Origin of the sequence: Cryobacterium sp. TMT4-31 (assembly GCF_004403385.1) — a bacterium.
Taxonomy (GTDB): domain Bacteria; phylum Actinomycetota; class Actinomycetes; order Actinomycetales; family Microbacteriaceae; genus Cryobacterium; species Cryobacterium zongtaii.
This window is the reverse complement of record NZ_SOGI01000021.1, coordinates 25,145-36,960: the sequence shown is the minus strand read 5'-3', so window position 1 is coordinate 36,960 and position 11,816 is coordinate 25,145. Positions and strand designations below refer to the sequence as shown.

Here is an 11,816-nt window from a genome sequence, read left to right as displayed (position 1 = left end):
GCACCGGCAGGTGCGCCGGGGCGGGTGAAGCCGGGGCGTGCGCCACCGGCGCCGCCCGGAGCGCCACCGGGACGCTGGAAGCCACCCGGACGCTGGCCGAAGCCGGTCGGGCGGGGTGCCTGGCCGGGTCCGCCCGGACGCGGGGCGCCGGGACGGGGTGCGGCGGGGCGGGGGATGTTGCTGGGCGAGGACGTGGACGGCGGACGCTGTCCCATGCCCTGCGCGCTCGCGAACGGGTTGTTGCCCGGACGCGGGGTGGGAGTCTTGCCCATGCCCTGGTTGCTGGCGAACGGGTTGTTGCCCGGACGGGCTCCCGGACGCGGGACGCTGCCGCCGGGCTTGGCGGTCGGAGCCGCGTCGCCGTCAGCCTTGGCGGCCGGTGTGGCTGCCTCGGTGGTCGTCTTCTCGGTCGCGGCGGTGCCGGACTCGGCGGCGGCCTTCTCGGTCGCTGCAGCCTTTTCGGCAGCGGCGGCCTTCTCGGTCGCTGCGGCCTGACGCTCCGCTACGGTGAGCGGCGCGGCGGGCATCGGCGGTGCATCCACTGCAGGAGCCTCGACGACGGGTGCGGGCACCGGTGCGGCGGGACGTGCCGGGGACGGACGTGCGCCACCGGGCTTGGCCGTGGTGGTCGACGCGGGCTTCGCGGCGGCGGCAGGGGCCGCCGGGGTGGCAGCGGCGCCGCCGGTGGCGACTCCGTCGGCCTCGAGTGCTGCACGCAGACGGCGGGCAACGGGGGGTTCAACGCTGGAAGACGGTCCCTTGACGAACTCGCCCATCTCTTTCAATTTCGCAAGGGCTACCTTGCTGTCGACACCGAGTTCAGTTGCGATCTCGTGTACGCGTGGTTTCGCAGCCACAATTCTCCTGTTCCGGGCCTGCACCCGGAAAGGGGCAGACCGTTAGTAACGGACGGTTCTCATTTCGAGCCGCTCATTAGTTATCCATTAGCCAAGTCAGCCTGTTCTCTAGTTGTTTTGCGTCCAGGGGGCTGGTCACTCGAAGAGCACGCCCGAAAGCGCGCCGCCTCACGGCCTCCTGGAAGCACGCGATGGTGGGATGAATCCACGCGCCTCGCCCAGGGAGGGTGGCGGTTTCATCAACCACCAGGTCCGAATTCTGGGCGACGATCCTCAGAAGTGAGGAGCGTGAGGCGCGGGAACGGCATCCAATGCACGTTCTAACGGGATCCATCGTACCCCCTATTCGTCGTCCTCCAGAATGCTGTCCGGCTGGATGTCGATTTTTGCGCCGGTCAGTTTGGCGGCGAGGCGGGCGTTCTGACCCTCCTTGCCGATCGCGAGCGACAGCTGGTAGTCGGGCACGAGGGCCCGAACTGCTTTGATCGACTCGTCGATGACGTAAGCGCTGGTGACCTTGGCGGGCGACAGCGCGCTGGCCACGAAGGTGGCCAGGTCCGGCGAGTAGTCGACTATGTCGATCTTCTCGTTGTTGAGCTCCGACGTCACCGCGCGCACGCGCTGGCCGAGCTCGCCGATGCAGGCACCCTTGGCGTTGACACCGGGCTCGGTGGCGCGCACGGCGATCTTGGTACGGTGGCCGGCTTCGCGGGCCAGCGACACGATCTCCACGACACCGCTGGCGATCTCGGGGACCTCCAGCGCGAACAGCCGACGCACGAGCGACGGGTGGGTGCGCGAGACGGTGATCTGCGGGCCCTTCATGCCGCGGCCGACGGCCGTGACATACACCCGGATGCGCGAACCGTGCACGTAGCTTTCGCCGGGCACCTGCTCCTCGGGGGGAAGGATCGCCTCGATGGTGCCGAGGTCGACGTGGATCATGCGGGGGTTGGGGCCCTGCTGGATCACGCCGGCGACGATCTCGCCTTCGCGGCCCTTGAATTCGCCGAGCACCGCGTCATCCGCGATGTCGCGCAGACGCTGATTGATGACCTGCTTGGCCGCGAATGCGGCAATGCGACCGAAGTCGTCGGGGTTGTCAACGGCCTCGCCGATGATGTTGCCCTCTTCGTCGTGCTCAGGAATGTAAATGTCGACGTGACCGGACTTGCGGTCGAGTACGACGCGAGCTCCGGGTTCTTCTTCTGCAGCCTGCTTCAGCGGCTCACCCTGGTGGGTGTGCTTGAGGTAGGCCGTCAGAATTGCTTGCTCGATGATCTGCACGAGTTCCTCGAAGGGAATCTCTTTCTCGCGCTCCATCAGCCGCAACACGCTGAGGTCGATGTCCATGGCCGGCCTCCTCTATTCAGATCTTGCCGCCGCGAAACCGCGCAGCGGGCTTCTCCCTACGGTACCGGAATCCCAGCGCGCCCGTCACCCGCCCGGGTGGTACCCGCAAGGACTCACCGAGGCGCTCTGGTGCGCGCAGCAGCCTGCGCGGTTACGCTATCCCGATGATTACTCGATCCAATGCAGAGTCCGCCGCCAATTCGGCCGGTCATGCCGCGCAGAGCGCCGGTAACAACCCGCACCTGAAGACCCTGGCCAAGGCCGGCTATGCGGTCAACGGCCTGCTGCATGGCCTGATCGGCGCCATCGCGATCGGGCTGGCTGTCGGTGCCGGCGGTGAGAGCGCCGATCAGTCCGGCGCCCTGGGCCAGCTCGCCCAGTCCCCCGGCGGCGTCTTCGTCATCTGGATCATCGTCGTCGGCCTGACGGCGCTGGGCCTCTGGCAGGTTCTGCAGGCTTTCCTGGTGCCGGGCACCGATCCGAAGAAGGTCTGGGCGCACCGGCTCAAGGAGATCGGCAAGGGTGTGGCGTACCTGTTCGTGGCCGGCACGGCCCTGACCGTGGCACTGACGGGGTCGGCGGACTCATCGGGGAGCACGGCGTCGGCCAGCGCATCCGTGCTCGCCCTGCCCGGCGGGCCGGTGCTGCTCATGATCGCCGGGCTCGCGATTCTGGTGATCGGCGGATACTTCGTCTACAAGGGTGTTGCGAAGAAGTTCACCGAGGACCTCGCCGTGCCCGCCGGCACCCTGGGCACTGTGACGGTGGGCCTCGGCGTGGCCGGGTACATCGCCAAGGGCATCGCCGTGGGTGTTGTGGGCATCCTGGTGATCGTGGCAGGCTTCACGGTCGACCCGAGCCAGTCGACCGGCCTGGACGGGGCGCTGCGCTCGCTCGCCGCCCTGCCGTTCGGGGTGGCCATCCTGGTGCTGGTCGGCCTGGGCCTGATCGCATACGGCATCTACTGCTTCTTCAGGGCCCGCTTCGCCCGACTCTAACCACACCGGCGCGCGAAAGCGGTCATCCGGTTGCTTCAGCGTCGCTGAGGCAACCGGATGACCGCTTTCGCGATTGCGGGTTAGGCGAAGTGGGCGGCCAGCTCCGTAACGGCCACCTGGGTGCGCTCGCCCGAGCGGCGGTCCCACAGCTCCACGATGCCGTCGGCCGCGCCGCGGCCCACGATCACGATGGTGGGGATGCCGATCAGCTCGGCATCGCCGAACTTGACCCCGGGCGACACCTTGCGGCGGTCGTCGTAGAGCACGTCGCGACCGGATGCTTCGACCATGGCGGTCACGGCCTCGCTGGTCTCGAAGACGATCTCGTCGCGGCCGGTGGCGATCACGTGCACGTCGAACGGTGCCACCGCCTCGGGCCAGATCAGGCCCTTCGCGTCGTTGTTGAGTTCGGCGATCACGGCGAGGGCGCGGGTGACGCCGATGCCGTATGAACCCATCGTGACGGTGACGAGCTTGCCGTTCTCGTCGAGCACCTTGAGCCCCAGCGACTCGGCGTACTTGCGGCCGAGCTGGAACACGTGGCCGATCTCCATGCCGCGGGCCAACTCCACCGGGCCGGAGCCGTCGGGGGCCGGGTCGCCGGCGCGCACGTCCGCGGCCTCGACGGTGCCGTCCGCGATGAAGTCACGGCCGGCGACGAGGCCGAATACGTGGCGGCCGGCCTCGTTGGCGCCGGTGATCCACTCGGTGCCGTCGACGATGCGCGGGTCGACGAGGTAGCGGATGCCGGTGGCCGATTCAGCGCCCAGCATCGCGCCGGCGGCAGTCCACGGGCCGATGTAGCCCTTGACCAGGCCGGGGCGGCCGGGGATCTTGTCGAGCTTGGCGAAGTCGCCGTCGTTGGCGGCCTCGACCTCGGCGGGGGCGAAGGCCACCTCCACGCGCTTGAGGTCGACCTCACGGTCGCCGGGCAGGCCGATGACCACGATCTCGCGGCTGCCATCGGGCTGCACGAGGGCGAGCACAACGTTCTTGAGGGTGTCCGCGGCGGTCCAGTCGCGGCCATCCGGGCGCGGCTGGTTGGCGTTGGCCGAATCGACGAGGGTCTGGATGGTGGGGGTGTCCGGGGTGTCGTGCACCTGCGCGGCGGGGAAGCCGGCGAAGTCGATCGGCTCGGGTGCCAGGGTGCGGAACGCCTCGACGTTGGCCGCGTAACCGCCGACCGAGCGCACGAAGGTGTCTTCACCCACCGGGGTGGGGTGCAGGAACTCTTCGCTCTTGGAACCGCCCATCGCGCCGGCATCTGCCTGCACCACGACGTATTCGAGGCCGAGGCGGGTGAAGATGCGCTCGTAGGCGTCGCGCTGAGCCTGGTAGCTGGTCTCGAGGCCGGCGTCGGTGTGGTCGAAGGAGTAGGCGTCCTTCATGGTGAACTCGCGGCCGCGCAGCAGGCCACCGCGGGAGCGGGCCTCATCGCGGTACTTGTCCTGGATCTGGAAGATCGACAGGGGCAGGTCCTTGTAGCTGTTGTAGAGGTCCTTCACCATCAGGGTGAAGACCTCTTCGTGGGTGGGGGCCAGCAGCAGGTCGCTGCCCTTGCGGTCCTGCAGGCGGAACAGGCCGTCGCCGTACTCGTCCCAGCGGCCGGTGATCTCGTAGGGTTCGCGCGGCAACAGGGCCGGGAAGTGCACCTCGAAGGCCCCGGCGGCGGCCATCTCCTCGCGGATGATGGTCTCGATCTTCGCCTTGACCTTCAGGCCCAGCGGCAGCCAGGCGAAAATGCCCGGCGCCTGACGACGGATGTAGCCGGCCCGCACAAGCAGGCGGTGGCTGGTGACCTCGGCATCAGAGGGGTCTTCGCGAAGGGTTCGGAGGAAGTAGTTCGACATACGAATAGGCACGCACCTACTTTACGGCGCGAGCAGGCCACCCGTCGGCGCGGGCCGTCCTCGAAAACGGGCAACTGTTGCCCGAGCGGACAACTGCACCCGGTACGCCGGACGCAATTGTCCGCTTCGGCAACAGTTGCGGCGCGCGCGGTTGGGTCGGGTGCGGCTAGCGGGAGCCGACGGTCACCACGGGGGCGCCGAGGGAGTCTTCGCTGGGCGGCATCTCGGCGGCCATCCGGTTGGCCTCCTCGATCAGGGTCTGCACGATCTCGGACTCCGGCACGGTCTTGATGACCTCGCCGCGCACGAAGATCTGGCCCTTGCCGTTTCCGGATGCCACGCCGAGGTCGGCGTCGCGCGCCTCACCGGGGCCGTTCACGACGCAGCCCATCACGGCCACACGCAGCGGCACCGTCATACCCTCGAGGCCGTCAGTGACGTCGTTGGCGAGCTTGTAGACATCCACCTGAGCCCGACCACAGCTGGGGCAGGAGACGATCTCGAGCTTGCGTTCGCGCAGGTTCAGCGACTGCAGGATCTGCAGGCCCACCTTGATCTCCTCGGCCGGCGGGGCGCTGAGGGACACCCGGATGGTGTCGCCGATGCCCTCGCCGAGCAGGATGCCGAATGCCGTGGCGCTCTTGATGGTGCCCTGGAAGGACGGGCCGGCCTCGGTGACGCCGAGGTGCAGCGGCCAGTCGCCGCGCTCGGCGAGCAGGCGGTAGGCCTTGACCATGACCACAGGGTCGTTGTGCTTGACCGAGATCTTGAAGTCGTGGAAGTCGTGCTCCTCGAACAGGCTGGCCTCCCACACGGCGCTCTCCACGAGAGCCTCCGCGGTGGCCTTGCCGTACTTCTGCAGGATGCTGGGCTCGAGCGAGCCGGCGTTGACGCCGATGCGGATGGAGACGTCCGCGGCCTTGGCAGCGGCGGCGATCTTGGCGACCTGGTCGTCGAACTTGCGGATGTTGCCGGGGTTCACCCGCACGGCCGCGCAGCCTGCGTCGATGGCCGCGTACACGTAGCTCGGCTGGAAGTGAATGTCGGCGATCACCGGGATCTGGCTCTTCTTGGCGATGATCGGCAGCGCCTCGGCGTCGTCGCGGCTCGGCACGGCGACGCGCACGATGTCACAGCCGGAGGCGGTGAGCTCGGCGATCTGCTGCAGGGTCGCGTTGATGTTCGTCGTCGGAGTCGTGGTCATCGACTGCACGCTGACTTGCGCATCGCCGCCGACGAGGACCTTGCCGACCTTGATCTGGCGGGACTTACGTCGGGGAGCGAGAGTTACGGGGACTTTGGGCGTACCCAGGTTTATAGCGGCCACGAATGTAGCTTACGCGTGCGCGATCCCGTGAAGCTGAACCCTTCCCGAACGCCCCGATGGTGTGGCGTGGGCTCAGCCGAACAGGTTGATCGGCTTGACGATGTCGGCGTAGATGAGCAGCAGGCTCATGCCGCCGAGCACGACCACGACGGCGAAGGTCAGCGGCATCAGCTTGGCCGTGTCGACGGGGCCCGGGTCGCGGCGTTTGAACAGCTTGGCGAACCACCGGCGGATGCCTTCCCACAGGGCTCCGGCGACGTGGCCGCCGTCCAGCGGCATCAGCGGAACCAGGTTGAAGACGAACAGGGCGATGTTGAGCGAGGCGAGCAGGCCGATCAGGCTCGCGGCCTTGCTGTTGAACGGGATGGTGTCGATGCTGGCGATCTCGCCGGCGACCCGGCCGACGCCCACCACGCTGATCGGGCCGTTCGGGTCCCGCTCCCCCGGCCCGAACGCGGCGTTGGCCACGTCGATCAGACGCTGGGGCAGGTTCAGGATCATGTGGAACACACCGGAGATGTTCTCGCCGACCGCGGGCAGCACCGCCGTGATGGGCTGCTGCACGAGTTCACCGGCCGGGCCGATGCCGACGAAGCCGACATCAATGGTCTGCGGGTCGCCGTTGGCGTCGGTGACGATCTGATTGGCGTCATCCGTCACGTAGCGTTCGGTGAGTTTCGGGGTGATGACCAGGGTCTGCTCGGCACCGTCGCGGTCGACGATCACCTGCAGGGGCGTGCCCGATGACGCGCGGATGATCTCGGTGGACTGGTCCCAGCTGGTGATCGCGGTGCCGTCGATGCTCACCAGGCGGTCGCCGGGCTTGAGGCCGGCGGCGGCGCCGGGTGCGACCTCGTCGCCCTCCGCGCAGGTCTGCCGGTCGCTGGTGGCGGGCAGCACGCACGCGCTGACACTGCCGACGGTGGTGCTGGACTGGGTGGTGCCGAAGCCCATGAGCAGCACGGCGAAGAGCACCACCGCGATGAGCAGGTTCATGGTGGGCCCGCCGAGCATGATGATGATGCGCTTGAAAACCGGCAGTTTGTAGAACGCGCGGTGGTCTTCGCCCTCACCGATGGTCTCCGCGCTGGCCTGACGGGCGTCGTCGACCATGGTGCTCAAGGCGCCGGGCTTCTTGGCGGGTTCACCCTCCTGCACCAGCTGGTTGAAGAAACCGGTGCTGTTGGGTCGGGCGGCACCGTCCTTCGAGGGCGGGAACATGCCGATCATCGAGATATAACCGCCGAGGGGAAGCGCCTTGACGCCGTACTCGGTCTCGCCCTTACGCTTGGACCACAGAGTGGGCCCGAAGCCGATCATGTACTGGGTGACCTTGACCCCGAACAGCTTGGCCGGCACCAGGTGGCCGATCTCGTGCAGGCCGATGGACAGCGCAAGGCCCACGACGACCACGGCTACGCCCAAGATATATAACAGCACGGTTTCCACATCGGTAGATTAGCCTTCTCTTGCTGCAAGTCGGCTGGCCGTTGACCGGCAGCAGGCTATCCGCAAGATTTGCCACCCACCCGCCAGCATCCCGATTCACCGCCCCGGAGGCTCCCCCTGTCTGCACCGACCGAACCGCTTCGTGATCCGTCGCGGTCAGACAGCCTGATCGGGCTGGTCCTCGCCGACAGGTTTCGTCTGGTCAGGCTGATCGGCACCGGCGGCATGGCCACCGTTTACGAAGCCGCCGACCTGGCGCTGGGGCGCACTGTCGCGCTCAAGCTGTTCAGGATGGACACCGCCGACGATTCGGGCCCGCAGCGGCAGAGCGGCGAGGTCATGGTGCTCGCCAGCCTCAACCACTTCGCACTGGTGACCCTGTTCGATGCCGGCACCGAACACGTCGACGGCGTGACCCGGTCGTTCATCGTGATGGAATACGTCGATGGTTCCGACCTGCGCAGCCGCATCAACCAGGGTGCTGTGGCCCCCGCCGAGGTGGCCCGGATGGGCGCCGACCTGGCCGAGGCGCTGCACTACGTGCACGCGAAGGGCATCATCCACCGCGACATCAAGCCCGCCAACGTGCTGCTGGCCCCGTCGGATTTTCCCGGCCGAGTTTCGCACGCCAAGCTGGCCGATTTCGGCATCGCCCGGCTTTTCGACGCCACTCACCTCACCCGAACCGGCTCGGTGCTCGGCACCGCCGGCTACCTCAGTCCGGAGCAGGCGCTGGGCCAGCCGATCGGGCCGCCCAGCGACGTGTACTCGCTCGGCCTGGTTCTGCTCGAAAGCCTCACCGCCACCCGCAGCTACCCGGGCACAGCGATCGAATCGGCCATGGCCAGGCTGCAGCGCCAGCCGGAGCTCCCCGCGGAGCTCGGCGCCGAGTGGTGCGCCGTGCTCGCCGGCATGACCGCCCGCGAGCCGGCCGACCGTCTCACCTCGGCGGATGCCGCGGTGCGCCTGCGCGAACTCGTTCCGGCCGGGTCGACTGAGTCCTCCCTCGCGGCAATCCCGGCATCGGCAGACAACTCAACCGAGCTGATGGCGGCCGGCGCTGCACCCATGAATGCGGCGCCCCTGCAGACCGCACCGCTGACCGCCACCGAGAGGCTGCCCGCGGCCACCGGCGACGAACCCACCCGGGTGCTCCCCTCCGCAGGCATGGCGGAGCACACCGCGAAGACCGAGCGTTTGAACGCGGCCGCACCGCTGGACCGCACGGCGGTGTTCCAACCGGCCGGGGCCAGCGTGCCGGCCGCCGGCCAACGGCCGACCCGTCGTCAGCCCAAGGTCGGCCGGCGACCGTTGATCATCGGGGTGCTCGTCGCGCTGGCCGCGGTGATCGCGCTGGTGTTCCTGGTGCAACCGGGCGATCCGGCACCGGAGGCACCCACGTATCCCGCGGTCGACGGCGACCTCGGCACCCACCTCCAGCAGCTGCAAGAGAGCGTGAACCCATGACCGCCACCCGGACCATCCGCACCCGGCTCGTCCTGACCGTCGCCGGCCTGGGCCTCGCCGGCAGCCTGCTCACCGGCTGCGCAGGCACCACCGCCGCGCTGGATCCCGCCGCGGCGGCCGACCTGCAGGACGGAGTCCTCAAGGTGACCTCGGCCGCTGCCGCCGGAGACTTCCTCACTGCGCAGACCGAGCTCGGCACCGTGCAGACCGCCCTGACCGCCGCGTCGGCCGAAGATGCCGTCACCGCGGCCCGGGCCGCCGAGATCCAGACTGCCATCGACCTCGTCGGGGCCGACCTTGCGGCCTCGATCGCTGCGAGCACCCCAGTGGAGGTGCCGGTGGAGACGCCGACGCCAGAGCCTCTCAGCACGCCTGACGAGGGCAACGACGACGACAAGAAGGACAGAGACAAGGACAAAAAGAACGACGAGGAGGACAGCGACGACAGCGAGGACATCGACACGCCTACGCCTTCTGTAACGCCGGCTCCGGCCACACCCGAAAAGCCCGGCACCGACAAAACCGGAACCGGAGCCTGCGAGAAGAAGGACGACTGCGAGTAGGGGCTGGACGGCCTTGACTGTCGGCGGGCATTGACAAAGAATTGCTGCCAACAGACATCAGGAGGCCCGCCTGACTACTTCAACCGAGCCGATTCGCGAACCGACGCGAACCGATACTGTGCTCGGACTCACGCTCGCGAATCGATACCGCCTCGACACATTGATCGGGTCGGGTGGGATGGCCGTGGTCTACCAGGCCTCTGATCTGGCCCTGGGCCGCTCCGTCGCCGTGAAGCTGATGCGATTCGATGCCGCCGGCGTTGCCGGATCCGCGCGGCACCGCGACGAGGTGGCGGTGCTGGCCCACCTCAATCATTTCGCCCTCGTCACGCTGTATGACGCTGGAGTCGAAGTGATCGACGGCGCCCCGCGGTCGTTCATCGTGACCGAATTCGTCGACGGCACGGATTTGCGTAGTCACCTGCTGGCGGGCCCGATGGATCCCGGCGAGGTGGCGAGGCTGGGTGCCGACCTCTGTGAGGCCCTGCACTGCATGGGCGCACTGGGCATCACCCACCGTGACATCAAGCCCGCGAACGTGCTGCTGGCACCGTCGGATTTTCCGGGCAGGGTCGTTCGCGCCAAGCTCGCCGACTTCGGAATCGCCCGGCTGTTCGACGCCGCCCACCGCACCGAGACGGGCGCTGTGGTGGGCACGGCCGGCTACCTCAGCCCGGAACAGGCCGGCGGCCTGCCGGTCGGCCCGGCCGCCGACGTCTACTCGTTGGGGTTGGTGCTGCTCGAGTGCCTCACCGGAAATCACAGCTACCCGGGCACCGCTGTCGAGTCGGCCATGGCCCGGCTGCAACGGCAACCGGAGATTCCCGACTGGGTCGACGCAGAGTGGCGAGCGGTGCTCACCGGGATGACGGCGCGTGAGGCCGAGGATCGGCTGCGACCCGCCGAGGCAGCCGGCCTGCTGCGCGTCCTGGTTCCCTCGGTCGACGCTCCTTCGGTCGAGGTTTCCTCGGTCAGCCCCGAGCCGGCAGCTGTGGGGGTCCGAGAAGAGGACAGCGCCACCCGACCGCTCGACCTGCCAACGACGCTGCAGCGTGAAGTGGCACCTTTCGTTCCGACCTCGACGCTTCATCCGCGAGCGGCGCCGGCCACGGCCCCCTCGCGTCGGCCACGCCGGTCGCGCACGTCCCGCCGGTGGTCGCTCGTCATCAGCGGAGTGCTGGTGGCGGTGCTCACCGCGGGGGCCGTGTTGTTCGTCGTTCCCGGCGCGGACCCGCCCCCGGAGCCGCCGGCGTATCCGGCGGTCGACGGTCAGCTCGGGGACCACCTCGAGCAACTGCAAGAGAGCGTCGACCCGTGACCCACCGCCGAAGCACGCTGGGCAGCCGCATCCGCGCCGGTATGGCGGCCGGTCTCGTGGTCGCGGGCACCCTGGTGGGGTGCACGAGCAGCACGCCCGGTGTGCCGGCCGACACGACAGCGCAGCTACAGGCCGCCGTGCTCTCGGTGACGGCAGCCGCCGCGACCGGCGACTATGCGGGCGCGCAGTCCGCCGTGGCCGGGCTGAAGGCCGCGCTGGCCGCTGCAGTCGAAGACGGCAGGCTCACCGAGGCTCAGGCCGCGAGGATCAACGCCGCCATCGCCCTCGTCGACGCTGACCTGATCGCGGCGCTGACGGCCGCGACCCCCGCGACACCGACCGTTCCCAGCACCCCGGCTCCTGCCACCAAAACGCCGGAGCCCAGCACCGAGCCGGAGGTCCCGGCCACCCAGCCGCCCGTGCCGACCCCGGAGCCAACGGGCAGTCCCAGCCCGGCGCCGACAGAACCCGTGCCGACGGCCGAGCCGACACCGCCACCGGAAACGCCCGACCCGGAGCCGACCCCCGAACCAGAGCCCACAACCGAGCCCGTTGTGCCCGACAACTCCGGTGGGACACCGGGCGAGCCCGGCACGGGCGATCAGGGCGCCGGCTGAGGCAGAACCGGGCATCC

Annotated in this window: 11 protein-coding genes; 5 read left to right on the top strand and 6 right to left on the bottom strand. The window is 68.8% G+C overall.

Features of this window, described 5'->3' with window-relative positions; all coding sequences use genetic code 11:
- The 3 genes from E3T19_RS04980 to nusA all read right to left on the bottom strand — a co-directional run.
- A partial coding sequence (locus E3T19_RS04980) for a translation initiation factor IF-2 N-terminal domain-containing protein (RefSeq protein WP_174776702.1) occupies window positions 1–857 on the bottom strand: 857 nt, incomplete at its 3' end.
- A gap of 76 nt (window positions 858–933) precedes the next feature.
- Window positions 934–1,191 carry a YlxR family protein gene (locus E3T19_RS04975; protein ID WP_088455501.1) on the bottom strand — a complete coding sequence of 86 codons (258 nt, stop codon included), beginning with the start codon at window positions 1,189–1,191 and terminating at the stop codon, window positions 934–936.
- Window positions 1,192–1,199: 8 nt separating this feature from the next.
- Window positions 1,200–2,210, bottom strand: a complete 1,011-nt coding sequence (nusA, locus tag E3T19_RS04970) for a transcription termination factor NusA (protein ID WP_088455500.1) — start codon at window positions 2,208–2,210, stop codon at window positions 1,200–1,202.
- 164 nt (window positions 2,211–2,374) lie between these two features.
- On the opposite strand from nusA, the gene E3T19_RS04965 reads away from it, so the two are divergent.
- Complete coding sequence (locus E3T19_RS04965; RefSeq protein ID WP_088455499.1) at window positions 2,375–3,208, top strand: DUF1206 domain-containing protein; 834 nt, start codon at window positions 2,375–2,377, stop codon at window positions 3,206–3,208.
- Window positions 3,209–3,288: 80 nt separating this feature from the next.
- Here E3T19_RS04965 and E3T19_RS04960 read toward each other — a convergent pair whose 3' ends face one another.
- The 3 genes from E3T19_RS04960 to E3T19_RS04950 form a co-directional block, all read right to left on the bottom strand.
- Window positions 3,289–5,058 carry a proline--tRNA ligase gene (locus tag E3T19_RS04960; RefSeq protein WP_134408244.1) on the bottom strand — a complete coding sequence of 590 codons (1,770 nt, stop codon included), beginning with the start codon at window positions 5,056–5,058 and terminating at the stop codon, window positions 3,289–3,291.
- Between the two features lie 166 nt (window positions 5,059–5,224).
- A complete protein-coding gene (ispG, locus tag E3T19_RS04955; RefSeq protein ID WP_088455497.1) occupies window positions 5,225–6,385 on the bottom strand; it encodes a flavodoxin-dependent (E)-4-hydroxy-3-methylbut-2-enyl-diphosphate synthase in 1,161 nt (386 codons plus the stop codon).
- A 72-nt stretch (window positions 6,386–6,457) separates the two neighbouring features.
- Window positions 6,458–7,834: an RIP metalloprotease gene (locus E3T19_RS04950; RefSeq protein ID WP_198414985.1), complete on the bottom strand. Its 1,377-nt coding sequence runs from the start codon at window positions 7,832–7,834 to the stop codon at window positions 6,458–6,460.
- 69 nt (window positions 7,835–7,903) lie between these two features.
- Between E3T19_RS04950 and E3T19_RS04945 the strand changes: the two genes are divergently transcribed.
- From E3T19_RS04945 to E3T19_RS18875, 4 genes are all read left to right on the top strand, one after another.
- A complete protein-coding gene (locus E3T19_RS04945; RefSeq protein WP_241980023.1) occupies window positions 7,904–9,301 on the top strand; it encodes a serine/threonine-protein kinase in 1,398 nt (465 codons plus the stop codon).
- The gene (locus E3T19_RS04940) at window positions 9,298–9,864 is read left to right on the top strand and encodes a hypothetical protein (protein ID WP_134408240.1); all 567 of its coding nucleotides are present in this window, start codon (window positions 9,298–9,300) and stop codon (window positions 9,862–9,864) included. The genes E3T19_RS04945 and E3T19_RS04940 overlap by 4 nt, the downstream gene beginning before the upstream one ends.
- A gap of 118 nt (window positions 9,865–9,982) precedes the next feature.
- Window positions 9,983–11,182: a serine/threonine-protein kinase gene (locus E3T19_RS04935; protein WP_255416775.1), complete on the top strand. Its 1,200-nt coding sequence runs from the start codon at window positions 9,983–9,985 to the stop codon at window positions 11,180–11,182.
- Window positions 11,179–11,799: a hypothetical protein gene (locus E3T19_RS18875; RefSeq protein ID WP_166788795.1), complete on the top strand. Its 621-nt coding sequence runs from the start codon at window positions 11,179–11,181 to the stop codon at window positions 11,797–11,799. The genes E3T19_RS04935 and E3T19_RS18875 overlap by 4 nt, the downstream gene beginning before the upstream one ends.
- Window positions 11,800–11,816: the final 17 nt, after the last annotated feature.